General features: G+C 54.0%; 24 protein-coding genes, 1 tRNA gene and 1 pseudogene. 7 read left to right on the plus strand and 19 right to left on the minus strand.

Features of this window, described 5'->3' with window-relative positions; all coding sequences use genetic code 11:
- Positions 1-4: 4 nt before the first annotated feature.
- The 11 genes from G7K71_RS17355 to G7K71_RS17405 form a co-directional block, all read right to left on the minus strand.
- A complete protein-coding gene (locus tag G7K71_RS17355) occupies positions 5-526 on the minus strand; it encodes a UvrB/UvrC motif-containing protein (protein WP_013824183.1) in 522 nt (173 codons plus the stop codon).
- A 60-nt stretch (positions 527-586) separates the two neighbouring features.
- Positions 587-1,057: a CtsR family transcriptional regulator gene (locus tag G7K71_RS17360; RefSeq protein WP_166349127.1), complete on the minus strand. Its 471-nt coding sequence runs from the start codon at positions 1,055-1,057 to the stop codon at positions 587-589.
- A 260-nt stretch (positions 1,058-1,317) separates the two neighbouring features.
- Positions 1,318-1,392: transfer RNA gene (locus G7K71_RS17365), tRNA-Asn, on the minus strand.
- Between the two features lie 292 nt (positions 1,393-1,684).
- Positions 1,685-3,208 carry a zinc ribbon domain-containing protein gene (locus tag G7K71_RS17370; RefSeq protein ID WP_166349130.1) on the minus strand — a complete coding sequence of 508 codons (1,524 nt, stop codon included), beginning with the start codon at positions 3,206-3,208 and terminating at the stop codon, positions 1,685-1,687.
- A gap of 73 nt (positions 3,209-3,281) precedes the next feature.
- Positions 3,282-3,605: a recombinase family protein gene (locus G7K71_RS17375; RefSeq protein WP_207713024.1), complete on the minus strand. Its 324-nt coding sequence runs from the start codon at positions 3,603-3,605 to the stop codon at positions 3,282-3,284.
- Positions 3,606-3,713: 108 nt separating this feature from the next.
- The gene (locus G7K71_RS17380) at positions 3,714-3,995 is read right to left on the minus strand and encodes a MoaD/ThiS family protein (protein WP_166349133.1); all 282 of its coding nucleotides are present in this window, start codon (positions 3,993-3,995) and stop codon (positions 3,714-3,716) included.
- A gap of 163 nt (positions 3,996-4,158) precedes the next feature.
- Positions 4,159-5,922, minus strand: coding sequence for an aldehyde ferredoxin oxidoreductase family protein (locus G7K71_RS17385; RefSeq protein WP_166349136.1), 1,764 nt, complete (start codon positions 5,920-5,922; stop codon positions 4,159-4,161).
- Positions 5,923-6,321: a 4Fe-4S binding protein gene (locus G7K71_RS17390; protein WP_166349139.1), complete on the minus strand. Its 399-nt coding sequence runs from the start codon at positions 6,319-6,321 to the stop codon at positions 5,923-5,925.
- A gap of 63 nt (positions 6,322-6,384) precedes the next feature.
- On the minus strand, positions 6,385-7,731 hold the full coding sequence (locus tag G7K71_RS17395) for a putrescine aminotransferase (RefSeq protein ID WP_166349142.1): 1,347 nt from the start codon (positions 7,729-7,731) through the stop codon (positions 6,385-6,387).
- 172 nt (positions 7,732-7,903) lie between these two features.
- Positions 7,904-9,358 (minus strand): amino acid permease, encoded by a 1,455-nt coding sequence (locus G7K71_RS17400; protein ID WP_166349145.1) that lies wholly within the window; start codon positions 9,356-9,358, stop codon positions 7,904-7,906.
- A 696-nt stretch (positions 9,359-10,054) separates the two neighbouring features.
- Positions 10,055-11,350, minus strand: coding sequence for a Glu/Leu/Phe/Val dehydrogenase (locus G7K71_RS17405; protein ID WP_166349149.1), 1,296 nt, complete (start codon positions 11,348-11,350; stop codon positions 10,055-10,057).
- Between the two features lie 446 nt (positions 11,351-11,796).
- Here G7K71_RS17405 and G7K71_RS17410 point away from each other — a divergent pair, with 446 nt between their 5' ends.
- From G7K71_RS17410 to G7K71_RS17425, 4 genes are all read left to right on the plus strand, one after another.
- Positions 11,797-13,572, plus strand: a complete 1,776-nt coding sequence (locus G7K71_RS17410) for a sigma 54-interacting transcriptional regulator (RefSeq protein ID WP_166349152.1) — start codon at positions 11,797-11,799, stop codon at positions 13,570-13,572.
- Positions 13,573-13,813: 241 nt separating this feature from the next.
- Positions 13,814-14,881, plus strand: a complete 1,068-nt coding sequence (locus G7K71_RS17415; RefSeq protein ID WP_207713025.1) for a copper amine oxidase N-terminal domain-containing protein — start codon at positions 13,814-13,816, stop codon at positions 14,879-14,881.
- A 435-nt stretch (positions 14,882-15,316) separates the two neighbouring features.
- A complete protein-coding gene (locus G7K71_RS17420) occupies positions 15,317-16,246 on the plus strand; it encodes a hypothetical protein (RefSeq protein ID WP_166349155.1) in 930 nt (309 codons plus the stop codon).
- A 160-nt stretch (positions 16,247-16,406) separates the two neighbouring features.
- The gene (locus tag G7K71_RS17425) at positions 16,407-16,709 is read left to right on the plus strand and encodes a transporter suffix domain-containing protein (RefSeq protein WP_166349158.1); all 303 of its coding nucleotides are present in this window, start codon (positions 16,407-16,409) and stop codon (positions 16,707-16,709) included.
- Positions 16,710-16,850: 141 nt separating this feature from the next.
- Here the strand turns inward: G7K71_RS17425 and G7K71_RS17430 are convergent, their stop codons facing one another.
- Complete coding sequence (locus G7K71_RS17430; RefSeq protein ID WP_166349161.1) at positions 16,851-17,042, minus strand: hypothetical protein; 192 nt, start codon at positions 17,040-17,042, stop codon at positions 16,851-16,853.
- 45 nt (positions 17,043-17,087) lie between these two features.
- On the opposite strand from G7K71_RS17430, the pseudogene G7K71_RS17435 reads away from it, so the two are divergent.
- Together G7K71_RS17435 and G7K71_RS17440 are read left to right on the plus strand one after the other, a co-directional pair.
- A pseudogene (locus G7K71_RS17435) lies at positions 17,088-17,751 on the plus strand (IS607 family transposase).
- On the plus strand, positions 17,666-19,141 hold the full coding sequence (locus tag G7K71_RS17440; protein WP_166349164.1) for a transposase: 1,476 nt from the start codon (positions 17,666-17,668) through the stop codon (positions 19,139-19,141). The pseudogene G7K71_RS17435 and the gene G7K71_RS17440 overlap by 86 nt, the downstream one beginning before the upstream one ends.
- 393 nt (positions 19,142-19,534) lie before the next feature.
- On the opposite strand, the gene G7K71_RS17445 is transcribed toward G7K71_RS17440, so the two are convergent.
- From G7K71_RS17445 to G7K71_RS17475, 7 genes are all read right to left on the minus strand, one after another.
- Complete coding sequence (locus tag G7K71_RS17445; protein ID WP_166349167.1) at positions 19,535-20,068, minus strand: MBL fold metallo-hydrolase; 534 nt, start codon at positions 20,066-20,068, stop codon at positions 19,535-19,537.
- 235 nt (positions 20,069-20,303) lie between these two features.
- A complete protein-coding gene (gene lysS, locus G7K71_RS17450) occupies positions 20,304-21,797 on the minus strand; it encodes a lysine--tRNA ligase (RefSeq protein ID WP_166349170.1) in 1,494 nt (497 codons plus the stop codon).
- 23 nt (positions 21,798-21,820) lie between these two features.
- Positions 21,821-22,294: a transcription elongation factor GreA gene (gene greA, locus G7K71_RS17455; RefSeq protein ID WP_013824192.1), complete on the minus strand. Its 474-nt coding sequence runs from the start codon at positions 22,292-22,294 to the stop codon at positions 21,821-21,823.
- A gap of 143 nt (positions 22,295-22,437) precedes the next feature.
- The gene (locus G7K71_RS17460) at positions 22,438-23,547 is read right to left on the minus strand and encodes an SDR family NAD(P)-dependent oxidoreductase (RefSeq protein WP_166349173.1); all 1,110 of its coding nucleotides are present in this window, start codon (positions 23,545-23,547) and stop codon (positions 22,438-22,440) included.
- A gap of 31 nt (positions 23,548-23,578) precedes the next feature.
- Positions 23,579-24,103, minus strand: coding sequence for a helix-turn-helix transcriptional regulator (locus tag G7K71_RS17465; RefSeq protein WP_166349176.1), 525 nt, complete (start codon positions 24,101-24,103; stop codon positions 23,579-23,581).
- 197 nt (positions 24,104-24,300) lie between these two features.
- Positions 24,301-25,281, minus strand: coding sequence for a tRNA dihydrouridine synthase DusB (gene dusB / locus G7K71_RS17470; protein ID WP_166349179.1), 981 nt, complete (start codon positions 25,279-25,281; stop codon positions 24,301-24,303).
- A complete protein-coding gene (locus tag G7K71_RS17475) occupies positions 25,278-26,054 on the minus strand; it encodes a type III pantothenate kinase (RefSeq protein ID WP_013824196.1) in 777 nt (258 codons plus the stop codon). Before G7K71_RS17475 ends, dusB begins: the two co-directional genes overlap by 4 nt.
- Positions 26,055-26,221: 167 nt before the next feature.
- Here G7K71_RS17475 and G7K71_RS17480 point away from each other — a divergent pair, with 167 nt between their 5' ends.
- Complete coding sequence (locus G7K71_RS17480; RefSeq protein WP_013824197.1) at positions 26,222-26,560, plus strand: metalloregulator ArsR/SmtB family transcription factor; 339 nt, start codon at positions 26,222-26,224, stop codon at positions 26,558-26,560.
- Positions 26,561-26,624 lie beyond the last annotated feature (64 nt).

Genomic DNA, 26,624 nt, shown 5'->3' on the forward strand with positions numbered 1-26,624 from the left:
CACCTTATCCCTCCTGCAGCTCCTTTTCCAGTTCCCGGATGGCATCCCGCAATTCGGCCGCCCGCTCGAACTCTTCCCGGCTGATGGCCTCCCGCAACTGGGCTTTCAACCGCTCAAGGCGGTTAATAACCCGTACTTTGCCGCCGGTACGTTCCGGCACCTTGCCCGTATGGCAGGTATTGCCGTGAATCCGCCGGAACACGGGCTCGAGCCGGGGACCAAAATAACGGTAGCACTCCCCGCATCCCAGCAGCCCCTGGCGGGCAAACTGGGCCTCCGTCAGCCCGCAGGCTTCACAGCGGGCCCCCGCCGGGGCTACCGTGGGACCGGTGGTGGGGAAGCCAAACTCGTTGTGCAGCAGCCCGGCCAGGAAATTATGCAGGTTTATCTGAGGGAAAAATCCCATGGCCTGGGCCTGCAACTCCCGGGCACACTGCTCGCACAGGCGCATGGTCCGCTTTTCATTGTTGATGATTTCCGTCAGGTGGACCGTGGCCGGTCTCTGGTGGCAACGCTCGCATTCCATCTTCTTTATCCCTCCTGTTGGCTGGCTGGCACCGGCAGAAGTATTCCCCGCATGCCTGTTTTATTCACCCTTTTTGCCCAACAAACTCAGGATCATGGCGCGTAAGATCAAGGCCCGCAACTGGTCCCGGGCCGGTAAACCCACGCGCAGCACTTCCCGGTCAATCACCGCCCGCATCATCCGGGACTCGCGGTCGGTGATCAGCTTTTCCTCCCACAGGCGCTCAATGATCGCCTGCGCCCGCTGCTGGGATATTTCCCTGCCCACCAGGTTTAACAGCTGGCTGATGGAATCCAGCCTTTTATCCCGGGGCAATTGCATTATGCGTACGTATCCCCCGCCTCCCCGCCGGCTTTCCACCAGAAAGCCGTGTTCCACGGTAAAACGGGTGGCGAGAACATAATTAATCTGGGAGGGGACACAATTAAATCGTTCCGCCAGCTCGTTGCGCCGGATCTCGATCATCCCCCGGGTGCTGGCGGCCAGTAACTCCTTTAAATAGCGTTCAATAAGGTCTGAGATGTTTGACAACCACCACCACCCTCCCTGACCTTGACCTTGACTGACTTTCACCTTTATTATAGACACAATCGCATAAAAAAATACAAGCGCCGGAAGAACCATTTTTTTGCAAATTATTGCCATTCATGACCAGCCAGCGTTATACAGGTTCCCCGGACGCTTTATTTTTCGTTTTTTCTATACCTTTCTGAGTTTTACTCACGGGATAAAACGATACAAAAAATAAAAATGACATACCCGTGATAAACCGGGTATGTCTTCCTTTCAACTGGCTCCCCGAGTAGGATTCGAACCTACAACCCTCCGGTTAACAGCCGGATGCTCTACCGTTGAGCTATCGGGGAATAACCTCAACGCCAAGGACTATTATACTATAACCCCCTTGACTCGTCAAGCCCTTTTTCACCGCCGTCGCCGCCGTCGCCGCCGGGTTCCCGCCGGGATGCGATATTGCTACCAGCCGGGTAATTTAAGGTAACACCATCCAAACCGTGGCAGCAGTTTGGATGGTGTTGCCGAAAAACCCGGAAGGTAAAGGCAACCACGCCGCTTGTTATGGTATTCCTGCTTTTACTCCAGCAGGCACTCAAATAGATATTTAATCGACCATTCTATATTCGAATGGCGATATCATATCTATCGAGTTAACCCTGCTGTTGCCAGCCTACTATCTCCTATCCCCGGAGGGGACTCGGCCTTACTTTTGAACCTGTAAATGAAATCGTAGAGGTTAAGTCTCAGCGGGTTGCACAACTTACACAAAAGAACTTTCAGGCTTAGAGTAAGTCTGCGGAGCTTCGCTCCCACCTTTAAAATGTTCAAAGCGCCGTTCAAATCAGCGTTGAAAACCTTGTTGAGCACATTGTCCCTGTACAGGCCGCGCTCAATTCTTTTGCCGGAACACTTAACTTTTATTTCTCCCTGCTTCTCTTTGACTTCGGCGTACTTTCGCTGAATTTCCAAAATATCATCGGAAAGAGAGGAAGCCTTGCTGGTGTAGGACTCCTCTTTTTCTTCCGCTTTCATACCCAGCTCTTCCAGTTTGTACTTCAAAATATTGATCAGCTTACGAAAAGGAATACTCACGAAATTCTGGTTGGTCACTTTTCCTAAGTCTATTCCGTCTTTACTTTCTGTGGCCCCTTTGCCGAGGTAAACTGCTTTGTGGCCGGTTTCGTAGAGGAAATCGGCCAGGACACGGGCTACTTTGTGGAAGTGAGACTCAATCCAGCGATCGCGGTAGTTGTAAAGGTTGTGGAGGTAGAACTTTAATTTGAGCAGCTCTTTCGACATGGCATTTTTCCGGGGTTCGTCCTCTTCCTGAGCAATTTTGTTGCTCAGCGTATCCATTGCCGACTGCACCGCGGCCTTCTTTTTGTTAAACCAGCAGTTGAAAGACTTGATTTCCCTGCCGGAAATGATCAGGCTTTTTACGTCAGGGCTGGTTGAAATTAGAGAAATTAAATTGTCCATCCCCATGTCGATTCCGGCCAGATGGATAAGTCCGGCCTCCGGTTCTTTGAGTTCCTTTTCGTAAATTACGTCCACCCAAACGTCGGAAAGATGATAGACCAGCCTGACCGAGGATACACTTTCCACGTCCCTGGGGAGTTTTATTTTTATTCTTTTCTTGCCGTTCATGCGCAGGCGCAGAAAAAGTGTATTACCTTCTACTTCAAACACGTTGCTGTTGAATTCTGCCGTGACTTGCGTGAGTTTACCCAGCTTTTTGGGTTTGGGCGGTTGCGGCCGCTCTTTATATTTCCCTGGATTGACGCGATATTCGGCCAGAGATGCCAGAAAACTTTTGTAATCTTTGATAACCTGGCGGATAGTGGTCTGGAGGACGTAGTTGTTGTCTACCCTGGCTTTCTGCTCTTTCATCCTTTGGATCAGTTCCTGTAAGTCCGGATGCTGGATAATCCTTTCGGACGCTTCCCGGAGTGCTTCTTCCTGTTCGGGTTTCTTTTTCATAGTCTGGTCGGCCAGGAGGGAATAAATGACGCTCTGGTTTAAAATGACCTGCCCAAAAAGAGCGTAATACCTGCTCTGGAAGATTAACAACAAATTACGGAACTGAGCCAGGTCGCAGGCGAGTTCCCTCGCCCCTCTTTTTCTTTTGCTGGAAATCCTGATTCTTATTGCCCGCTTGACTTTCATTTAAGTGCTTCCTCCAGACACTTCTTTATTTTCCTCATGGAAAAGCTGTGGAGTAAAGTGAAAATTTCTTCCATCAATTCTTCAGTTCTAAAGCGGAAGCAATGTCTTTATAAATCCCATCAATTGTCCAACCGTTGTTGAGGCAGAACTGTTTCAACAATTCCAGCTGATTTTCTAAATCCCTCTTTTGCTTATTTGTGGACACCCTGGCGTAGAGCACGGTTTTCCTCTTGACAGGCTTGCCGGTGGTCTTTAGCAGGTATTCGTAAACGGATTTTTCGTCGTAGTCGTAGTAGCCGTTGGGCAGTTTGTTTACTTTGATTTTATTTTCCCACCGCAACCTGTTGAGGGTGCTCCGGCTGATACGTAATAATTCCATTACTTCTTTGGCTTTCATAGTAAGTATAATATATCCAATTTGATAAAGACTGTCAAGAAAGTGTTAGAATTGTGGACTATATGCTGTCAAGTTAAGCACCTGGCGGGTCTGGCCCCGGCGGCAGGCCTATCCTCCTGCCACCACCGGGAAGATGGTAACAGTGTCGTCCTGATGCAACCGGTCCAGTATCCTGGCTTTCTGGCCGTTAATCAAAACCAGCCCCACGTACTTTTCCGATAAATGGACTTTTTCCAGCACATTCTTTACGGTAGAGCCAGGTAGAACCTCCAAACTAAACCGCCCGTTTACGGCGGCCGGAGGGGCATAGCGGGAAAGGTAGCCCTTCAGTTCAACCTTTACCTCGATGGCCCAAACACCTCCTGAAAGTCCTGCCCGGGACTGTCGCATAACTACCAGGGACGGCGGTGGTCCCCCGTTGCTCCGTGCTCCTTAAGGGACGACCGCCGCCCGTTTTATATATGTTTTATATATCATACTATAAGAATTTTGCTCTGGGGAACAGGATTCTTACCGGTCAGCGCCGGGCACTGTTGTCGGGCGGCATCCAGTTTTACGCCAGGCCAAGCTGGGCCAGCTTTTCGGGCTTCGGCCTGCCGTTTTTGTCCCAGCCGCGCAATGTGTAATATTCGGCCAGCATGCGCCTGAACTCCTCCTCGGGAAGGGTCTTGCCGGCGGTGGCACCGGTGGTCAGCGGTTGAGAAAATATCCTCGCGGGCAGCACGTCATCCTTGCCGTCAAAACCTTCCCGGATATTGTACAGCCTGGCCAGATTGAAAATCCTCTCCCCGGCCAGTTCCAGCTCCGCCGCCGTCACCTCCCGCCCCAAAAGCGGGGACAGCATCCGGGCCATTACCTCAAAAGACAGGGCCCAGAAATCACACAGGATCAGGGAAAACTTGGCAGCGTTATAGTGCTGCAGGTCTCTTACCAGTTGTGCCTTGCCCTCAATGGTGAAGGGGTCCCTCTCCCCGTACGCTTCCTCGGCCACGGGCCAGGCGCTCATGTGGCAGGCCCCCCTGGGCGCCGTGGCATACGCCAGGCCCATGCCCCACGACCCCCTGGGATCGTAACCGGGAAACTCCAGGCCTTTGACCTGCATGGCAAACTCCCTGCCGCCGTAAGTCTCCGAAAGAGACCTGACGCCCCCGGCCAGTTCGACACCTATACCCTCCCGGCTTGCAATCAACCGGGGCACCTGGAGGTATTTCTCCACGTCACCAAAGCGTAACCCGAAATCGTGGATGCCCTTTTCCGTCAATTCCATGGCGAAGGCGGTCACACCGCCCGCCGATATGGTATCCAGACCCAGGTCGTCGCAGAGCCGGTTAAACCTGATGATGGCATCCAGATCACCGATACCGCAGTTGGACCCCGCTACGGACAGCGTTTCGTACTCGGGGCCTTCCAACACTTCTTCACCTGACCGGACAAAATTTCCGCAACCCAGGCCGCAGGCGGTACATGCTTTTTTGGCCACCCTTACCCCGTTCACCGCTTCGGATTTTATCCTTTCAAAGTGGTCGAAGGTACCTTGCTGGAAGTTATTTGTAGGCAAGATACCGGTGCTGTGGGAAAGTTCCACGATCATGGGCGTGCCGGCGGTATAGGCCCAGAGGTTCGTATCGGTAAGCAGGTCGTTTTTAAAAGCCTCAAGGGCCACATCCATAAGCCTGCGTATATCCGCCGCGCTTACCCCTCCGGTTCCCCTGACCACCAGCGCCTTCAAGTTTTTGCTCCCCATCACGGCTCCAACGCCGCCCCGGCCGGCCTGCCGGTACAAGTCGGAAGTAATACAGGCAAAGGGCACCAGGTTTTCACCGGCCGGGCCAACGGAAAGCACGCTGCAGTCATCGCCGTGTTCGGCTTTAAGTCTGCCTTCCGTTTCATGGGTCCCCAGCCCCCGGTAGTCCCGGGCGTCCCTGATCTCCACCCGGTCGTCATCAACCAGTACATAAACAAGGTGCGGTGCCCTGCCCTCGATGATTACGGCGTCGTACCCGGCCCGCTTGATACCTACAGCCGCCGAACCGCCTATGGAACAATCCAGTATGGTGCCCGTGGCCGGTGATTTGGTTACAATGGAAAGCTTGCCCGAGCAGGGCACCACGGTTCCGGTGAACGGTCCGGTCATGAAGATGATTTTGTTGCCGGGTGAAAGGGCACCCGTTCCGGGCCCGACTTCTTCGTAAATGTACTTGATACCCAGACCCTTGCCGCCCAGGTAGTCCCTCGCCCATTCCCGGTTTAATTCTTCCGTAAAGACCTTACGATTGGCCAGGTCAACCCGCAACACCCGCCCCTGATAACCGGCCATCTATTCCACCTCCCTCAAGGACAGCGCCCCGTGGGGGCACCACTTGACGCAGTAAGGATCGCCCTGGCAGTAGTCACACAGGAGAGGGAAACCCCGCCCGTCCGGCTGCAAAACAGCAGTGGGGCAAACTTCAATACACGCGCCGCACTGCACGCAGTCATCCGTTATCAGGGAGAGCCGGCCCTGGTTAGAAACTATGGCCCCGCTGGGACAGGCACCGGCACACTGAAAACACTTTTCACAAAGCCGCGCTTCATTGACCAGGTTGTCCCCCTTGTATCCGGAACTCACCTGCAACCTGGCCAGAGCCGGGTTAAAGACCCCCTCTTTGTACCCGGAGCAAGCCAGTTCGCAGAGGTGACAACCGGTACATTTTTCCGGCTGGTAGTGCAGTATCACTTCGCAACCCCCTTTTTCTATGCTATTTACCGTTTTTTGCCATTTTTCCTCCAGCCTCTTTTTTCAGGCCAGCCTGTTGACTTCCTCCAGGGTAGCGGCAAGCCGCTCGATGACCTGGTCCTGCTGCTCGCGGGATATGGTGAGAGGTGGTTCTATGCGGATGGACTTGGCGTTAACCAGGGTTCCGGCCACCAGCACGCCCCGGGCAAACAACCCCTTGGCCACTTCATATCCCAGTTCGTTGCTTACAAATTCAATGCCGATCATGAGACCCTTACCTCTTACTTCCAGCACCACGGCGGGATATTTCGCTGCCAGTTCCCGGAGCCTCCCCAGCATGTAAGCGCCCGATTCGGCCGCCCGCTGGGGCAGGTTTTCTTCCAGCAGCACGTTGATATTGGCGATGGCGGCGGCACAGCACACCGGGTTGCCGCCAAAGGTGGTTGTATGAAGGAATGGATTTTCGATCAGCTTTTCCCAGATGGGTTTGCGGGCCACCGTAGCGCCGATGGGCATGACCCCTCCGCCGAAGGCCTTGGCCAGACACAGAATGTCGGGCACCACACCGCTGTGCTCGCAGGCAAACATTTTACCCGTGCGCCCCATGCCCGTCTGCACTTCGTCCAGTATAAGCAGGGCCCCGTACTGATCACAAAGTTCCCGCAATTTGGGCAGGTAATCATCCGGCGGTACGATCACACCACCCTCGCCCTGGATGGGTTCCACAATAACCGCCGCCACGTCTTCTCCCACGAAAGCACAGCTTTCCAGCATCATGGCTACAGCTTCGGCGTTCCCGTAAGGTACATGATGGAAGCCCGGGATCAGGGGCAAAAACGGCTTTCTAAAAACGGCCTTGGCCGTGGCGCTCAAGGAACCCAGCGACTTGCCGTGGAACGCCCGGGTGGTGGAAATAAAGCTGCGCCTGCCGGTATACATCCTGGCAAATTTGATGGCCGCCTCTACGGACTCGGTGCCGCTGTTGACAAAGAACACGTACTGCAGGTCCCCGGGGGTAATGGCAGCCACCAGCTTGGCCAGCAGGGCGCGCAAAGGATCGAGCAACTCCTGGCTGTGGAGGGCCTGGCGCTTCAACTGGTTGATCACGGCCGCCAGAACTTTGGGATGCCGGTGCCCTACATTATAGATGCCGTAACCCCCCAGGCAGTCGATAAACTCTTTACCGTAAACATCGGTAAAAGTAGCACCGCCATCTTTCCATTCCACGGAAGTATAGTCGGTGGAAACCGACTTGCGGTACTCCAAAAAGCCCGGGTTTACATGATCCCGGAAGGCCTCTACGGTTTCCTTAACCAGGGCATCCTTTTCGGCCATGGTCAGTTCCTCTTTGGCAATCATGTCCAGGTAACGCTGCGACTCGGCTATGATGTGACTATAATCCAGCGACACAATAAAACCTCCCCGACAGCATGGTGTTGTTGACCGGATAGTTTGCAAATCATGTACCCACCGGTAACTCGTTCTTTTTCAGCCGGTGGCGGCCGGCTATGTTTCAAGAGTGAAACATAAGGTTTGAATATTTAACCCGCCGGGAAAACCGGGTGGAACCCGGCTTCAAAATCTATTGTTTAACCGTATGACCGAATAACTCGGTGAACATATTAACGGGAGCCATTTTGGACTGCATTTTCCTTCCCCAAATCCGGTACCAGGCCATGGGCAGGAGGAGCATTGGAATACCCACATAGAGGGAAGTGCGCAGGTCCGGGTTAAAGGCCATGACCGCCACGCAGGCCAGCTGGGAACAGATGGCAAAGTGGGTCAGGTAAGGGAATAAAGGAGTTTTGTACTTGAGCCGGCTGATATCATAGCCCTGCTTTTCCAGCTTGCGCCGGAAAGCCAGCTGGGACCAGCAGATGGAAACCCAGGCCATCACACCCGTAAATCCGGACAACGCCAAAAGGTATGTATAAAGGGTCTCACTGGTATCCAGGGTGTAGGCAATAATGCCGATCCAGCAGGGAATGATGGTCATCAAAATGGCATTTTTAGGAGCACCCTTCTTATTCACCTTCCCCAGCCATTTTGGAGCCAGGCCGGCCCTGGACAACCCGTACAGCGCGCGGGCTGTACCGTAAATACCGCTGTTGGCGCAGGAAAGGGCGGCTGTAAGCACCACCACGGAGAAGAGGGAACCGGCCCAGTTGAGACCATAGGCGTTCAGGGCGGCGGCAAACACGCTTTCCTCAAGTCCGGCCTTTTCCCAGGGGAAAATGGTTACCAACAAAAACAAGGGGATCACATATAAAGCGATGATCCGCCAGGTAACGTTGCGAATGGCCACGGGTATGCTTTTCTCCGGGTGCTGGCTTTCTCCGGCAGCCAGGCCAATCAGCTCCGACCCCTGGAAATTGACCAGGATAATTACCATGGTTAGAAGCACTGCCGGAATGCCTTTGGGAAACATGCCTCCCTGGCCGGTTAAATAAGTGGCACCTAAAAAGCCTTGTTCACCAATCACACCCAGGAAAATCAGCACCGCAAAGACGCAAAAAGCAATAATGGCGATGATCTTAATCAGGGCCAGCCAGAATTCCAGCTCGCCGAACGTTCCCACATAGGCCAGGTTTATAAAAGTAAGGACCAAACCAAACAGAATGGCCCAATAGACCGGTTCTATACCGGGGAAAAAGTTATGCATAATGATCCCTGCAGCGATCATTTCCGAAGGGACATAAGTTACCCAGGTGCTCCAGTACGACCAGCCCACACCGCAAGCCCAGGTAGGTGAAATCAAATCGTGGGCGTAGGACACAAAAGAACCGGAAACGGGGATGGCTACCGCCAGTTCCCCCAGGCAGGCCATGACCATAAAAATAATGGCCCCGCCCAGGGCATAAGCCAGCCAGGCGCCCGGGCCAGCGGAATCGATCACATACCCGCTCCCCAAAAAATAGCAACTGCCGATAATGCCCCCCAGCGCAATTAATTGCAGGTGACGGGGTTTGAGTCCCCGCCGCAAACCCTGTTCTTCCGGCAAACATTCCGTGGTGGAAGCAGCTTTTACGGATTCCATTATCAACCCCCCTAATAAATTTGCTCTTTAATACTCCCGTTAAAAACCAAACTTTTTAGTCAAACAGCTACATCGTAAACCCTTTTCCCACCAAAAGCTAGTATCACCTCCGCAAGCGGGATTAATTTTTATTCAGCATTTTTATACAGCAAACCCCATGCCATATCTTCTGATTATTTTGAATTGCTACAAAGTATTCGCGTACAACAAGCGCCATAATCGCGTCGACTGCCGGGAAATGACAGGCCGCTTAAAAAAAAGAGCAAGGGTATTGCCCTTGCTCCATTGCAATGGGTTGAATCAGCAGGTTCCACTGCTAAATTGCAGTAGCAACTTTCGTGCCGCGATATACACCTTTCGGCGGAAATGTCATAAGCCCCATTGCCGGGCATTTTATTTGGATGATTTCCGGCTGATTCCAGCCACCTTTGTTTCATCAGTGTAACATCATGTTACATCAATGAAACATCCCTGCACTATTTACCCCGGACCTTCCAGCAACTTTGCCGCAAGTAAGGCCCTAAACACCACCAAAACGTATTTACCCTGCAGGTCCAACCCCGCGGCAGGAACCTACCGGGCACACGTAACGCCCCCTTCCCGGCATGCCACCGGTAAATGGCCCAGACGCCAGTTTTCCCCAAAAAGTTGCCGGGCATAATACACCCGGCTTTAAAAGGAGGATGGGACAATATGTCAAGCCGGCAGGGCCTCGGCCCGCGGTGCGGTCATGCGGGCCGCCCTGCCCAGCCAACCGCGCACTTCCATAGCCTCGGCCACCCTCTTGACCGCCACCATGTAGGCAGCCAGGCGCATATCCACATCCCTGCCCAGCTTGCGCATGGACACCACTTCATGAAAACCGCGCACCATAATTTCCTCAAGACGGCGGTTTACCTCTTCCTCAGTCCAGTAATATCCCATGTTGTTTTGCACCCATTCAAAGTAGGAGACCGTAACCCCTCCCGCACTGGCCAGGATATCAGGTATGACAAAAATTCCCTTTTGATTCAATATCCGGTCGCCTTCCGGTGTGGTGGGGCCGTTGGCCGCCTCGGCCACAATCTTTGCCCTGACCTGCCCGGCCACACTGGCGGTAATCTGGTTTTCCAGCGCCGCCGGCACCAGAATATCGCAATCCAGGGTGAGCAGTTCGGTGGAAGAAATGGGTTTGCTGCCGGGGAAACCCTTTACAGAACCGGTTTTTGTCTTATGGTCACGCAGTTTTACCGGGTCCATGCCGGCGGTATTACAGGCCCCGCCGGTGGAATCCACAACGGCGACAATGCGGCAGCCCATTTCGTGCAGCAGCCGGGCCACAATGCTGCCGGCGTTTCCGAAACCCTGTACGGCCACCGTAGCCCCGGCCAGGGGTATCCCCAGCATCTTGGCCGCCTCCCGCACTACAATGGCACACCCCCGGGCGGTGGCTTCATTGCGGCCCGCCGATCCGCCCACGATCAGCGGTTTGCCGGTAATAACACCAAACTCGTTGTACCCTTTATAGCGGCTGAATTCATCCATCATCCAGGCCATGATCCGGGGATTGGTATACACATCCGGCGCCGGGATATCTTTTTCGGGACCTAAAATCTCTGCAACAGCCCGCACGTAGCCCCGGCTCAACCTCTCCAGTTCGCCGGGCGAGAGTTCTTTGGGATTGCATACCACCCCGCCTTTACCCCCTCCGTAAGGCAGGCCCACCACCGCGCATTTGAAGGTCATCCACATGGCCAGCGCCTTCACTTCTTCCAGGGTGACGTCAGGATGAAAACGTATGCCGCCCTTTGCCGGTCCCAAAGCGCTGTTATGCTGAACCCGGTAACCGGTAAAAACGCGAACGGTCCCGTCGTCCATTTCCACCGGAATGACCACGGTGAGCTCCCTTAAAGGCTGCTTTAAAACTTCATACACTGCCGGGTGCAGGCCCAAACGGCTCACCGCCCGTTTGATCTCCTGCTGCGCGCTGGCAAAGGGATTTACCTCGGCCATTTTTTCTACCTCCTTACTCCGGTACACTACTCCGGTACACGAAATATCAACCGTATACTGTATGCAATTTAAAATTTGTGACCAGCAATAACCATGCCAATTAGAATATCAGCGAAACAAGCCGCTTTAAAGGTCATTTCACCTTATGAATCGCTCAAAAAACAACGGCGCAACAGTCGCCCCATGTTACAATAATGAAATATTGTATCGTAAATGTAACGCCAGAAGGTTTTGGTGTAAATTCGTCTAATAATACAACTGCAAAAATATTCTGGCAGCAGTTGCAGCTTCACGAGTGGGGCGTTTTTGGGATTAATCCCTCACTGCAAAGGCGGTTTTATCCGGAATTTAGCCGGGCACCGGATTTAGAGCTGGCGATATTTTGCAGCTATTTGTAACAAATTGAGATATCAATCTGGGATCTAGACACGCCGGGGGTGATGGGTATGCTTTCACTGGGGGCCATTGGCAATACCGCCCAACAGGTTGCCGAGGCCATATCGGCGGTACTGGAGGTAGAAACGGAAATCCTGGCCGACGATCTCACCATTGTAGCCGGCACGGGCAAGTACCGGGAACTCATCGGTTCCCGGGACGAAGAGGTTAACTACCCGGACGATTCCTACCTGTATACCCGGGTTTTGAGGACCGGGCAAACCTTTGTCGTGGAAGATCCAGTAAAGGATCCCCATTACAGCCCCGTATACCTGGGGGAAACCGGGGAAATTTGCTGCCCCATTCGCAAGGACAACCGGATCATAGGCATTATTGCCCTGGTAGCCTTTGACAAACAGCAAAGGGAAAGGCTTTTACAAAAGAGGGAGCAACTGCAATCCTTCCTCCAGCACATGGCCTTTTTACTGGCCTCCCGGGTATCGGAAATGGAAAGCTACAACAAGCTGGAGCTCACCTCCAACAAGCTAAGCGCCGTGCTGGAGTCCGTACACTACGGTCTAATCGCCGTGGACCAGGATAAAATGATCACCCACTGCAATAAAGTCGCGGAAAAACTGTTAGGCAAACCCAGGGAGGAAATCCTGGGTTCAAACATTGAGGATTTGTGGCCCGGCTCGCCCTTAAGCGATGTACTCCTCACGGGCAGAGGTTACCGGGACAAGGAGGAATTTTACGGCCAGCCGCCTGAACAAATGCACCTGCTGGTCACCGCTACTCCCATTATGCTAAACAACCATCCGGCAGGCGCGGTAGTCTCCTTCCGTAACATGGCCGAAATGCGTACCCTGGCCTACCAGCTCACGGGAGAACACCGGAGGCTGGAATTTGAGCACATCAAGGGAATCAGTAAAAAGCTGGCGGAGGTAAAAAAACAGGCCGCCAAAGTAGCTCAAGGATCATCCACCGTACTTATCCGGGGTGAAAGCGGCACCGGCAAGGAATTGTTCGCCCGGGCCATCCACCACGCCGGTCCCCGGCGGGATAAACCCTTTGTCATCGTCAACTGCGGGGCCATTCCGGAAACACTCCTGGAAAGCGAACTTTTCGGCTACGAAGAGGGCGCTTTCACCGGCGCCCGCAAGGGGGGCCGGGCGGGGAAATTCGAACTGGCGGACGGGGGCACGATTTTTTTAGACGAAATTGGCGACCTCCCCCTGCACCTTCAGGTGAAATTGCTCCACGTCTTGCAGCGACGACAGGTGGAGCGGGTGGGCGGCAACAAAGTGATATCCGTCAATGTGCGGGTAATTGCCGCCACCAACCGGAACCTGGAAGAGATGTGCGCCCGGGGTGAATTCAGGGAAGACCTTTACTACCGCCTGAACGTGATCCCCCTGGAAATACCCCCGCTGCGGGAGCGCCGGGAAGACATTGAAATACTCATGGAGCATTTTCTATCTAAATACTGCACCTTGCTGAAAAAAAACATCCTGGGTTTCAGCCAGGACGTAAAACAAGCCTTTATCAACTACCACTGGCCCGGGAATGTGCGGGAACTGGAAAACGCTGTGGAATACGCCGTGAACATGGAAGCAGGTGAAGTAATCACCCTGGACAGCGTACCAGCCAGGATCCGGAGCTTCTGGCTGTACGATGATGGCACCGATTCCACTTTAAAATCCCAGCTTATCAACGTAGAAAAGGACATTCTGGCCGCCTACGTTAAAAAAATTGAGGAGGGCACCATGAGTAAAGGCCAGCTGGCCAAATTGCTGGGCATCAGCCGCATCACCCTTTACCGCAAGCTGAAACAATACGGGCTGTAGAAGATAGAAGGGGGCGAACCAACCCCCTTTCTTCATAATCATAAATGAATGTTCAATAAGCAAGACCATGGAATTGCGCAAGCAATCCTCGAAAATTTATTCTTGGTGGCTTTTGCGTGGTTGACTTCCAAAAAAATTTTACATTGCGGGAACCTTTTTTCATTGTTCACCGTCATAATTAATAAGTCAAGCGTTGAAATATTAAAAACATTAAATAGTTTAAATGAAAGAGGGAAGACGGATGATGTTGTCTAGATCTAAGCCCGGGTTTAAGTTATTTATCTTCTTACTGCTGGCGATAACCGCAATAATTTTCCTGGTCGCGGGAACGGCCTTTGCCGAAAAGGCCGTCAGGCTCGTGGTAGACGGTAAGGAAATCAGCCCGGACGTCCCGCCCCAGCTAATTGACGGGCGTGCCGTGGCGCCGGTCAGGGATGTTGCCGAAGCCCTGGGGGCGAAGGTAGCCTGGGATGCCGGAAGCCGGACCGTAAAAGTGGTTGCCGGCGATTGGCTTGGGCAGTTGGCCGGGTCCCTTGCCCGGGCCGGAGACGAGTTCAAGCCCGCGCCGGACGTGAAAGGAGAAGTGAAAAAGCTCTGGCGGGTGGGCGAGCGCCGTTTTTTACTGGAGTACGTCTGGAATATGGATTACAGTTACTTCCTTTGCGACGCAGAGACGGGCGAAAAAGATTTGATCGTTGGTTTTCTGGAAAGCGCGCGACTCAAAGAGGCCGGGGATGACGAACTTGTCTTCGTCGCCAAAGGAGGCGGTGATTGCGGCGATTACAGCTTCCCCTACATTTTGCGCTACGATGTGGAAAACAAAAAATTGTCCCGGGAAGAGTTATACCTTACGCGCTCCGTCGCTTTCGGGGCGAGCGGAGCCTGGGAGCACGTTTTTAAAGGCGTAAGCTTAAAAGACGAAGCGGTTGCCTTGGAGCTGGCCGTTGCCCCGGAGCAGGTGCTGGCCGGAGGGCATAAAAGGCCTTTTACTGTCGTTGACCGCCGGCACGACGGTTTAACCGTCCGCATCTACGGCGTGCGTTGTCCAAAAAGCAGCGAGGGCGAGCTCAAACCTGATCACCCGCTAATTGAAAGGATTTCCTGGCGGGCGCTGCCGGCTCAAGAACCGGTCGCAAATGAGGACCTTTTGAAGGAAGATTTTCCCTACGGGGCCGCCCTGAAAAGCGCTGCCGCCATCCAGGGACCCTCCCTATTGGTTGAGATAGACACAAGAGGTGAGCCGGCCTACAACATTGATACCAGCAGCACCCGGGACCTCAAGCTGATCTATACCGTGAAATTTAAATAGCAGTCCGGTGAGGGGAGCGATCTTAAGCCAGTTGTGCCCGAGCTTAGCCCTGGCTCCGGTGCAGATTGGGATTGGTCGGCCGGATTGTTTATCGGCTGGCACACTGTAATTGCCTCCTTCGTGTTCGCGGTGATTGGCATGCTTAAAAGGCGAGCGCTGTGGGTAATTGCCGCCGCTTTTCTCTATACTCCTTTTGCCTGGTATCTCGGGATGACCCCCAGGTTTAGATATTACGCCTGGTTGCTGCCCCTGTTGCCGGTTGGTGCGGCGGTTGCCGTCAGGCTGGGGGTAGTTAAATTGGCGTGGATTTTTCTTTGCGTGTTATTTGCTTTTACTTTCTGGCTTGCTCTGGTCATTTTTTGGGGACATAAACTGAGCGCGCCTTTGGTGCTTTGGTATACAATTTTTTTATTACTTGTGAGGACGGGCGATTTCATGAGGAGAAGGCAAAACTCGTTAAACCAGTGGCTGCTGGCGGCGATCCTTTGCCTGGCGTTCTTGAGTGGGTGTCGGGCCGGCGGCGGGCAGCAGGATGCAGGCGTGCCCGGTCCTAAGGAAGTCAGTCCGAAAGGCATTTACCTCGTTGCTTCGCCCCTGGTGGTCAAGCCGGGTGACGAGGTTTCCGTCGCTTTGAAAAGCGACCGCCTGCACGAAATCAAGGCGGAACTGGCGCTGGGTTTGTCCTGCCCGGGGATCGGCCTGGTGAAAAACTACGGCCGGCTGAAAGATAATCACGCCCGGGTAAAAATTCCCCCTGATCTGCCGGCGGGAAACTATTATTTTCTCGCCGCCGACCCGAAGTTTCGCGTCAACAGCGGGGTGGGTACTTACGCCTACATTCAAGTGGTGAACCCGGACGTTCTCCCTGCTGATCCCGGGAAAGCGCCCCGGCGGCTGGTTGCCATGGCTGCTCCGTTGTACAGCCGGCCCGAAGCTGCTGCGCCCCCGTACCATACTTTATCTCCGGGGGCGGTGGTGAGGGTGCTGGCGGTAAAAGAGGCGGCCGGGGAACAGTGGTACTGGGCGCAGGTTAACGTTTACGAAACCGGGCGGGAAAGAGCCGGCTGGCTAAGGGCCGCCGCCACCGTGCCGGTTACCCCGGAAAATTACCGCACCGCGCGGGAGGTAAAGCTGCGCCCGGGTGCAAAGTACTACGAGCACGAACGTTTTCACCGGGGAGACCTGGGTGCTCCCGGAGAGTGGCACCTGGCGGACGAAGTGCTGTGGATAGTGGAGAGGCGGGAGAAGATGGTGCGCCTGCGGCCGTCCGAGGACATTGTGCCGGCCGTGGACGGAGACATCTGGGCCGCGGAAGCGGATCTGGTCTACTTCCGGGGCGATCTTCGCGAAGAGGAGGAGCACTGATGGGAAAGCCCGTCCTCCTTACTGGCCAAAGGAGAACGGGCTTTCTTGCTGCGCATTTTCATTGTTATTTGCAGTAATTTATATTACAATGAATCCCAAAGGATTTAACGATCTGTTTAATTTAAAAATGAATTTCACTTCCATAAGGGGGAAACAACTGATGACAGACCAAAATCAAGGAGAAATAAACTTACAAGAAATGAATATTTCAAACAGGTCATGGTTAAAGAAAGTTGGTATTTCCCTGGTTATTCTCTCTTGTGTTTTCTATGGTGCTTTATTACTTGTACCCTTTACCCCTTATACAGTAAGTACAAAAGCATTAATATCCTCAATACTTGTTATTTCAGGAGAAGCATCGTTCTGGCTTGGCGGTTTTATACTAGGGAGAGAAATTGTCATGAAATACAGAAAATACCTGAATCCATTGCATTGGTTTAAAAAGAAAACTGACTCCAGGTAAGAATTACTATGTCACATTTTTAACAAAATGCGCCAACCGGTAACGCCGGTAAGTGGCGTCATTGTCACGTACAATAGCAGCCGTATTTGGGTATAATTATCGCCCTATGGGGCGATGCCCCGCTCCATCCACAGCACGGGGCTACAGGTTTTCAGGGGCGGTTTTCCACAAGTTCAGTTTTACCACCGTGGTCTGGCGGGGTAAATTACTTCTGTCCACCACCAGTTCTTCCTGTTCACCGTAGCCGGGGAACATTTTGAGAAAATCAGTTACCGGCGCTATGGGGAAATCGACATAAGCGGTCTTGCCAACAGGTGAGATATTACCTAACAATGATATACTTGCCTCATGAAACATGATCTGGAAGTCTATTTACCAATGAGGAAAGCCTGCGAAATTCTGGGCGTTGTACCCATAACTCTGCGCCGGTGGGAGAAAGCAGGTAAAATTAAGGCCATCCGCACTCCTTCCGGTCAAAGGCGCTACGCCCGAAGCGAGATCCTTCGCCTTTTGGGAGAAAATCAGCCCGAGGGTGTTCGGGCCGTAATCTATGCCCGGGTGTCTTCGGCAAAGCAGGCCGGCGAAGGAAATCTGGAACGCCAAAAGCAGCGTTTAGAAAGACATGCCCAGGAAAAGGGTTACGAGATAAAAGCAGTCATTGCCGAACAGGGTTCAGGACTGAACGAAAAAAGAAAAGGCCTCGACTCGCGAAGGGAAAATCGACCTGGTAGTAATCGAATTCAAAGACAGGCTGGCCCGGTTCGGCTACAATTACATCGAAAAATACCTCAACGCTTTCGGTGTCCGGATAGAAATCGTCAATGGGGCAGAACCGGAATCCCTTCAGGAAGAGCTTGTTGCTGACATGTTAGCTGTTCTTTCCAGTTTCAGTGCCAGGCTGTACGGCCACCGGAGTAAAGAGTTCCGAAAAAAAGTAAGGGAGGCCATGAAAGATATTGAAGCCGCTGAAAAAGCCGAACAACATGTTCACTATAAAAGGCATATTAACCGTGGACGAGCGCCTGGCGGCAATCCTGATTAATTTCATGCGCCTCTTTCAGGCTGCCAGGCGCACCGCCTACCAGGCCATCCGCCGGGGAGTGAAGAGAGAAGAAATTATTTCCTCCCTCCAGAGTAAATTCATCCGCAACGCCCGCTGGTGCCAGTGGGCCTATGCCGAAGCGGAAGACACCATCCGCTCTCAGAAAGAACTCATCGACATGTACATTCACGACCTGGAGGCGAAAATCAAAAAAGCCGAAGAGAAACTGGAACGGACAAAAAACTCTGTCCACCGCAAGGGGATTTTAAACAGAATCGAAAAACTGCAGAACAGGCTTTCTTACTGGCAATCACACAAAGAAAAAGGCACCGTTCCCCCCGCTGTTTTCGGCGGTAAGAAAAACTTCATCGCTTTAACGAAGGGTAAGCTTTCCAGAGAAGAGTGGAAAGAACTACGAAGCAATTCCTTTACCAGTGTTGGCCAGGCCAACCAGAAGGGGTTAAAAGGACAGCCGGGCAACGCCAACACGGAAATCTTCTTCGACGGGGAAAATTTCTTCCTGAACGTTTATCTGCCCCCGGAAGACGAAGAGATAAAGTTGGGCCGGGGCATCCCCCGCCGGGATGAGGACTGGATCACGCTGCCGCTGTCCATACCTGCTCCTTACGTCAAGTACCTGGCTGAACATTTAGCCACCGGCCGGCCCTACACGGTCCAGGTCATCCGCAAGAAGAACCGGTTTTTCTGTCACATTACCTTTGCTTTGGAAGACACTAAAGAGGTTGACCGGTCCTCAAAAATGGCCGGGATAGACCTGAATCCGCAGGTCATTTCGGTAACCATTGTCCATCCCAACGGCAACTATCTGGCTTCGCGCAATTTTCCCTGCCCGGACCTGCCCTACGTAAGTCATGAAAAAAGACTACACATCATCGGCAATCTCTGCAGGGAAATTGCTTGGTGGTTAAAGGAACAGGGTGTCACCCAGGTTGCGTTGGAGGAGCTGTTTTTCAACCAGGACCACGACACCAACCGCTTCTTCAACCGGATGAGCCACAACTTTTCGCATAAAGCCATGTTCACCAGCCTGGTCATCCGTTTAAGAAAAGAAGGGATTGCAGTTTTTACGGTAGACCCGAAGTTTACTTCCCTCATCGGGTTTGCCAAGTATAAAGATACCTATGGCCTGGCTGTCCACCAGGCCGCTGCTCTGGTCATCGCCAGGCGGGCGCTGGGCTACAAAGAAAAGCTGCCCAAAGGAATCAAAAGGCTGCTGGCGCCGAAGGAAGGACAGCCGCACCCTTCCACCTGGGGCAAGCTTTTCGGCATGGTCAGGGCTGCCCGCAAAAAGGCCAGGAAAAACGGCGACTATAAAAAGAGCTGGACAATCGAAAATTACCTGACTTACGCAAAGCTAAAAGTTGCATAAACTTTTAAGCCTGCCGTTCCTGCCTTATGCCCGGCTTTCCTGGGAAGCCGGCGCCCGTGATAGAAAAGAGCAAGGGTATCCGACCGGATGGAGCAACGTTCGCGGTTTAGTAATCGTTCAAGGGGAGAGCGGGGGCGGCAGGTAGGCGGGGTAACTCCCCCCTCCGGTATGTGCCCAAAGGGCAACTCCCTGCGCAAGCAGGAAGTTTGTTCTGCGGGACGGAAAAACGCTGGAGTGCCGCCTTAAAGCCACAAGCCTGCCAGGCGCATACCTGCTTTACAGGTAATGTGGGGCTTCCCCTTCCGGGGTTTAAGGTTGGGCCAGACGGTGACGGAGGTAGCCGTCGGTGGCAATGCCATCTGCACAATGAGTACCTTGGTGCAAAGTTATATGTTAGTTAACTAATGTATAACCTTGTATAGGGAAAATTGACCTCTTGTAATGCATGGGCAGAACATAGGGCGGGGACAGCAGCCTGACCAGCTCTGCCGCCTCCCCGGCATCAATGGTATAGTAGCCCCCGACAGGGATCATTAAAACATCAACTGGCCCCAGCGCTTCAATCAGGCTCTTATCCGGAAGATGGCCCAAATCACCTAAATGGCACACCCTCAGTCCTTCACTTTCCACATTAAAAATGATATTTTTACCCCGCTGGCTGCCTTTTTTCTTGTCATGGTAGGAGTTATGGCCCGTGATCCTGATATTGCCGAAAACATGTTCCCCCGCATCCTGTACTACTTTCGGGTTGCCGGGAACCGTGTTTACGGCATTGTGGTCAAAATGCTGGTGGCTGACGGTGACAATATCCGCCGGAATACGGGGGAGGGGATAACCCACCGTTTCATCAAAAGGGTCGGTTACTATCCTGGTATTGCCTTCCGTGGTTATTAAAAAACAGGCATGGCCGAACCACTGGAACTTCATCCATAACCCTCCTTATCTATTAGAGTCAGATTAGCAGGAAAGCCGGCCTGAGCTGGCCCAAAATGCAGTAACTGCGCCGGCCGCACTTTATTGAATATTCTTTCTCTTTCCGGGAGCCGTAATCCTCCTGACTTGCGGGAAAAAAGCAGCCCGGGCCATATGACCCGGGCCGCTTCCGGGCGTATGTAAGCACGCAGGGCCGGTGCGGCAGAAGGCACAGGAAGCTTTTTTATGGCTACTCCCGCGGCCGCATTAACGGAAAGAGGATCACATCCCGGATGGACGGGGAATCGGTCAGCAGCATCACCAGCCGGTCAATGCCGATGCCCAGACCGCCCGCAGGCGGCATGCCGTATTCCAGGGCGGTAATGTAATCCTCGTCCATCATGTGGGCTTCCTCGTCCCCCGCCCGGCGCTTCTCCACCTGCTTGAGGAAGCGGGCCTTTTGATCGATGGGGTCGTTGAGTTCGGAGAAGGCATTGGCCATCTCCCGGGCGTAAATAAACAGCTCAAAACGGTACGTCAGGGCGGGGTCCTCCGTTTTCCGCTTGGCCAGGGGTGAAATTTCAATGGGGTAGTCCATGATAAAAACGGGCTGGATCAGCTGCGGCTCCACTTTTTCCTCGAACACCTTGTTCAGGACGGTACCCCAGCTGTCCTTTTCCTCCACCTCCACCCCCAGCTCCCGGGCCGCCCGGCGGGCTCTCTCCCCGTCATCCCGGTACTGGTTAAAATCCAGCCCGGTATGTTCCTTGACTGCCTCCAGCATGGTCTGCCTTTTCCAGGGCGGCGCAAGATTAATCTCGACCCCCTGGTAGGTAACGGTGGTGGTACCCAGCACCTCGGAGGCCACGGTGGAAATCATTTCTTCGGTCAGGTCCATCATGTCGTGGTAGTCGGCATAGGCCTGGTATAGCTCCAGCATGGTGAACTCTGGATTATGCTTGGTGGAGATGCCTTCGTTACGAAAATTACGGTTTATTTCGTAAACCTTTTCAAACCCGCCCACCAGCAGGCGCTTGAGGTAAAGTTCGGGGGCAATGCGCAGGTAAAGCTCCATATCCAGGGCGTTGTGATGGGTAATAAAGGGCCTGGCCGCCGCACCGCCGGCAATGGGGTGCATCATGGGCGTTTCTACTTCCAGGAAACCCCGCCTCTCCAGGAAATTCCGGATGGCGTGGATCACCCGGCTCCTGATAATAAAGGTGTTTTTTACCTCGGGATTGACGATCAGGTCCAGGTAACGCTGGCGGTAGCGCAGGTCCACGTCCTTCAAGCCGTGCCATTTTTCCGGCAGGGGGCGCAGGGACTTGGCCAGCAGGGTCAGCTCCTCCACGGCCACCGTGATTTCACCGGTGCGGGTTTTAAAAACCTTGCCCCGCACACCGATGATATCCCCTATATCCAGCCGCTGGAACAAGTTATAAGTTTCGGCACCCACATCGTTGAGCCGCAGGTAGATCTGAATCTGCCCCGAGCCGTCCCTGAGGTTGCCGAAACTGGCTTTGCCGTGGCCACGCCGGGCCACCAAGCGGCCGGCAATACATACCTTTTCCCCCTCGCACTCCTCGTAATGGTCGATAATCCAGGCGGCAAGGTGGGTGCGCGGGTAGCGCCCGCCGTAGGGCTCGATCCCCTGTGCCTTGAGTTCCTCCAGTTTTTCCAGGCGCACGCGCAGCAGTTCATGTAAATCTTCCGGCTTGAGTTCTATACTTTCCTTTTCCGTCATGACATTCCTCCGGCGAATCCTGGTTAACGTATATCCACAATCTGGTATTTAAGCAGTCCTGCCGGCACGGAAACTTCGACCACACTCCCCTTGCGCTGACCCAGAATGGCCTTGCCCACGGGAGACTCGTTAGAAATTTTATGAGCTCCGGGATCGGCCTCCACGGAGCCAACAATGGTATATTCAACTTCGTCGCCAAACTCCAGGTCTTTGAGGCGGACGGTAGAGCCAAGGCCTACTTCATCCGTTCCCGTGTGCTCATCGTCAATAACCCTGGCGTTGCGCAGCATCTGCTCCAGAGTTAAAATACGGCCTTCAATAAAGGCTTGTTCGTTTTTGGCATCCTCGTATTCCGAGTTTTCACTGATATCTCCAAATTCAATGGCCTGCTTAATGCGGGCGGCTACTTCGCGGCGACGGATGGTTTTCAGCTCTTCCAGTTCCTTTTCGAGCTTTTTTAAGCCCTCAAGGGTTAAAATTACTTCCTTTTCCTTCATGTTCCATCGTCTCCTTTGCATTTCTCTGCCCAGCAGAACCTACTCCCCCAACGACACTGAAAGCACTGCAATGACAAAAACCATTGCAGTGCTCGCGGTACCATTAACCTTTCAACCCATTATAAGGAGGGTTTTTTCCTTTGTCAAGGGGCTACCCCCACCAGCTGCTGCTCCCCCAGCGCGTTAAGGCGGCTCTCGGCCCGGGCACGGATGCGCTCGATTTCCCGGGGATCAATGGCCCGCTCAAAGCTGCGCAAACCGGCCAGCTTGAAGCCATGTTTCCTGGCCAGGGCACTGATTTCCTCCACCTGTTCAATGGTTATGTCGCGCCCCAGGGAAAAATTCTCATACCTTTTTTCCAGGGCTAAAATCATGGTTTCGGACATGCAGGCGTAGGCCGTGCCGGGCGGAAAACCAAAGTTGAAGTTAAAATTAACTTCTCCGGGCACCTCCACCACGCCGCCTTCGATCACCAGCACGTCATCCCTCTGTTCGGCCACCTGGCGGCTCACATTGCGGGGACGGGAAACGTCACACACCACGGCCCCCGGCAAAAGGTCTTCGGGCCCGATCAGGGTGTCCACCGCGCTGGTGACGGCAATTACCACCTGGGCCGTCCGCAGGGCCTTCTTCACGTCAGAGGTGATGGTCACTGCCAGACCCGTTTCGTAAAGTATTTTCGCCGCCACCTGCTCCAGCCTGGATTTATCCCGGGCCACCAGGGTCATTCTGGTAGCCTCCCGGGCCAGCATGAGGGCACAAACCCTGCCGATGGAACCGGTGGCTCCCAGCACCACAATATGTGCCCGGCGCAAATCGTGCCCCATCAGGCGGGCCGCTTCCTTTGTCCCCTCAATGGCCGTGGCCACAGTATAGCTATTACCCGTGGTCACAGCTATATTCAGGTTTTTGGCCACGGTAATCCCCGCATCCCCCACCACGGAGGTAAAGGCTCCCAGGCCGACAATGCCGGCTCCCAGTTTCTCGGCCACCCGCCCCGCCTGAATAATCCGTTCCAGCACAAAATCCTCCGGCAATTCCACCATCTGCCGGGCAGTAAGGGGGCAGGCCACAAACCAGCCTTCCGCTTCCCCGTAAGGGGTTTTCACACCGGTAATATGGGACACCCTCATGGGAGGCACCAGCCGGAAGGCGCTTTCCACCCAGCGCTCGGGAAGGTAGCGGGTGAAGGGAAACTTCCTGGCCACATCCCGGACATCAAGAGGGTGGATGATAAAAGCAAATTTTTCCACAGGACTCACCTCTAACCGTTTTACGGCAGACTTAAAGCCTAACTGCCCGGATTAGTTCCACAATTTCGTCGGGGTTGACATATTTGTCTTCCTGGATGGGCGATTCACCAATTTCGTACCCCAGAACGGGCTTATCCAGCACCGCTTCAATAATTTTAATTCTTTTGCTGGACCCTATGACCACTACCTGGTCATAGGCGTGGGCCCCGGCTATTAATTCCATCAGGGTATTAACCAGCTCAAGACCGCTTTTGCTCCGCACAAAATCCCACCGTTCGGCTTCGGTCATGAGGAGTACGAAATCCACCCCTTCTTTTACCAGGGCGGACCGGAGCTCTTCTTTGTTCTGGATGGGAAAACCAACCACGGCAATCCGCTTGCCCTTGCGGACCTCGCCCAGGCTCTCCAGGCGGCTCACCAGCGTCCGGTCCACGCCCAGGCGGCCGGCCACTTCCGCCTGGGATAAGCCTTTAGCCCGCAGTTCAAGCATCCTGGAAACGTACTGGTCGATGCGGCGCCGGCTGATGATCTTTTCGCCAATACGGATGAGATCCACGGAAAATCACACCATCCATTATATCCCGGAAGGGGATAAAAAATGTGCACACTTTTGTGTACACTATTGTAGCAGGGCTTACCAGAAAAGGCAAGGCATTAAAAAGAAAAGCCACGTTTAGCATCCGCGGCTTATACCAAAACCCGCACAAAAAACGGCCGGTGCACCGGTACCGGCACACCGCCTGCCGCAAGCGATTATAAGTATCCTCCATTAAGGATCCCCGTTAAAATATCCCTCATCTCCTGTACCGAACCGGCCCTGTTTATTTTCTCCCGAAGGCGTGCGGCGCCCCGCAGGCCCTTCAGGTACCAGGCCGCGTGCTTGCGCATTTCCAGCACCCCGATGTGCTCCCCCTTTAGCGCTACCAGGAGATCGAGGTGCCGCAGGGCGGTGCGGATTTTTTCTTCCCAGGTGGGTTCGGGCAGGAGCTCACCGGTGGCCAGGTAATGAATTGTCCGGGAAAAAATCCAGGGGTTGCCCATGGAGGCCCGCCCGATCATCACGCCGTCACAGCCCGTCTCCTCCAGCATCCGCCTGGCATCCAGGGGCGTGCGCACATCCCCGTTGCCAATCACCGGGATGCCCACCGCCTCCTTTACCCGGCGGATGATGTCCCAGTCGGCCTGCCCGCTGTAGAACTGTACCCGGGTACGCCCGTGAACGGTCACCGCCGCAGCCCCGGCCGCTTCCACCAGGCGGGCCAGCTCAACGGCGTTAACGTGATCATCATCCCAACCCTTGCGCATTTTAACCGTGACCGGCACCTTTACCCGGGCCGCCACCCGGGACACAATCTCGGCGGCCAGTTCCGGGTTCTTCATCAGGGCCGCCCCTTCGCCGTTTTTAACGATTTTCGGCGTGGGGCAGCCCATGTTGATGTCTATGATATCGGCGCCCTCGCCGGCCACAATTTCCGCCGCCCGGGCCATGTAGTCGGGGTTGGAACCGAAGATCTGCACGGCCAGGGGGCCTTTCTCGCCCCCGTGCTCGAGAATGATCCGGGTGCGGGGATTGCCGTAGATTAAAGCCTGGTCGCTGATCATCTCCGTGAAGACCAGGCCGCAGCCGGCTTCCCGGGCCAGGATGCGGTAGGCCCGGTCGGTAACCCCGGCCATGGGGGCGGCAGCTACCGGATTGGCCAGTTCAACGTCACCGATCAATAACTTCACCGTCATCTCACCGCCGGCAAATTGCGTTCGTAAATCAGGCGCAGGCCCTTCAGGGTCAACAGGGGATCCACCCGGTCGATGGTACGGGACTCCCGGGCAATGAGCTCGGCCAGGCCGCCGGTGGCCAGCACGGTGGGGTTTCCTCCCAGCTCGGCCTTCATCCGGCGCACAATTTCATCCACCTGGCCCACAAAGCCAAAGATAATCCCCGCCTGCATGCTGCTGACGGTGTTTTTACCAATCACCGTAGCCGGTCTAACCAGCTCCACACGGGGCAGCTTGGCGGCCCGGGCGAAAAGGGCCTCGGTGGAAATGCCGATACCCGGGGCGATGGCGCCTCCCAGGTATTCTCCCCTGGCCGATATGGCATCAAAGGTGGTGGCCGTACCAAAATCTACAATGATTAACGGGCCGCCGTAAAGCTCGTACCCCGCCACCGCATTGACAATGCGGTCGGCACCCACCTCCCGGGGGTTGTCATATTTAATGGCCAGGCCCGTCTTGATCCCGGGCCCCACCACCAGGGGTTTGACGCCAAAATATTTCTCGCTCATCTGTTCCAGGGCCAGCATTAAGGGCGGTACCACTGAAGAGATTACCAGGGCCTTGATGTCCCGGCGGGAAATTCCCGCATAATCGAAGAGATCCCGGAGTAACATACCGTATTCATCGGCGGTACGGTGGGGGTTGGTGGACAGCCGCCAGTGCTCCAGCAATTCCTGGCCTTTATATACCCCCAGAACAATATTTGTATTCCCCACGTCAAATACCAGGATCATCGTATCCCACTCCTTTTCAGAGTAATTCTATCAAAGGGGTACAGGCGGTGCAACAAAATGTACATTGTATAAGAGGTCCTGGAACCGATCCGGCCTTCACTGGCACTGGAGCAAAAATTATGATATTATCAGATAACAATTAAGCAAGATTTCCGGAGGTAGAGGCAATGAATGAACGCATTCCCCGCATGAAGGCGGATATATTAAAAGCCCTGGCCCACCCCACCCGGGTGAGCATTCTGGAATGCCTGCGGCAGGGGGAACGGTGCGTTTGTGAAATCATCGAAGAGCTGGATATGGAGCAGTCCAACGTATCCCAGCACCTGGCGGTTTTGAAAAAGCTGGACATTGTCGACTCCCGCAAAGAAGGGCTGCGGGTGAATTACCGGGTAAAATACCCCGAAGTATTTCAAATTCTTGACCTCCTGGACGGCGTGCTGGTGTCACAGGTGGAGGATACCATGTCGACGCTGAAGAGCCTGCGCAAAAAAGAGCTGAAAAAATAGCTGTCAACCAGTGTTGTTGACAAAGTTGACAAGAGTCGTTAATAGCCTTAAAATTTAAGGAAAA

The sequence above is a fragment of the Desulfofundulus sp. TPOSR genome, assembly GCF_011393055.1.
GTDB classification, from domain to species: Bacteria; Bacillota; Desulfotomaculia; order Desulfotomaculales; family Desulfovirgulaceae; genus Desulfofundulus; species Desulfofundulus kuznetsovii.

What these genes read in the sequence shown, in the direction of transcription:
- G7K71_RS17355 (WP_013824183.1), bottom strand. Translation starts at nt 526, where the DNA reads ATGGAATGCGAGCGTTGCCACCAGAGACCGGCCACGGTCCACCTGACG.
- G7K71_RS17370 (WP_166349130.1), bottom strand. Translation starts at nt 3,208, where the DNA reads ATGAAAGTCAAGCGGGCAATAAGAATCAGGATTTCCAGCAAAAGAAAA.
- G7K71_RS17375 (WP_207713024.1), bottom strand. Translation starts at nt 3,605, where the DNA reads ATGAAAGCCAAAGAAGTAATGGAATTATTACGTATCAGCCGGAGCACC.
- G7K71_RS17380 (WP_166349133.1), bottom strand. Translation starts at nt 3,995, where the DNA reads ATGCGACAGTCCCGGGCAGGACTTTCAGGAGGTGTTTGGGCCATCGAG.
- G7K71_RS17385 (WP_166349136.1), bottom strand. Translation starts at nt 5,922, where the DNA reads ATGGCCGGTTATCAGGGGCGGGTGTTGCGGGTTGACCTGGCCAATCGT.
- G7K71_RS17400 (WP_166349145.1), bottom strand. Translation starts at nt 9,358, where the DNA reads ATGGAATCCGTAAAAGCTGCTTCCACCACGGAATGTTTGCCGGAAGAA.
- G7K71_RS17405 (WP_166349149.1), bottom strand. Translation starts at nt 11,350, where the DNA reads ATGGCCGAGGTAAATCCCTTTGCCAGCGCGCAGCAGGAGATCAAACGG.
- G7K71_RS17410 (WP_166349152.1), top strand. Translation starts at nt 11,797, where the DNA reads ATGCTTTCACTGGGGGCCATTGGCAATACCGCCCAACAGGTTGCCGAG.
- G7K71_RS17415 (WP_207713025.1), top strand. Translation starts at nt 13,814, where the DNA reads ATGATGTTGTCTAGATCTAAGCCCGGGTTTAAGTTATTTATCTTCTTA.
- G7K71_RS17420 (WP_166349155.1), top strand. Translation starts at nt 15,317, where the DNA reads ATGAGGAGAAGGCAAAACTCGTTAAACCAGTGGCTGCTGGCGGCGATC.
- G7K71_RS17425 (WP_166349158.1), top strand. Translation starts at nt 16,407, where the DNA reads ATGACAGACCAAAATCAAGGAGAAATAAACTTACAAGAAATGAATATT.
- G7K71_RS17445 (WP_166349167.1), bottom strand. Translation starts at nt 20,068, where the DNA reads ATGAAGTTCCAGTGGTTCGGCCATGCCTGTTTTTTAATAACCACGGAA.
- lysS (WP_166349170.1), bottom strand. Translation starts at nt 21,797, where the DNA reads ATGACGGAAAAGGAAAGTATAGAACTCAAGCCGGAAGATTTACATGAA.
- greA (WP_013824192.1), bottom strand. Translation starts at nt 22,294, where the DNA reads ATGAAGGAAAAGGAAGTAATTTTAACCCTTGAGGGCTTAAAAAAGCTC.
- dusB (WP_166349179.1), bottom strand. Translation starts at nt 25,281, where the DNA reads ATGACGGTGAAGTTATTGATCGGTGACGTTGAACTGGCCAATCCGGTA.
- G7K71_RS17475 (WP_013824196.1), bottom strand. Translation starts at nt 26,054, where the DNA reads ATGATCCTGGTATTTGACGTGGGGAATACAAATATTGTTCTGGGGGTA.
- G7K71_RS17480 (WP_013824197.1), top strand. Translation starts at nt 26,222, where the DNA reads ATGAATGAACGCATTCCCCGCATGAAGGCGGATATATTAAAAGCCCTG.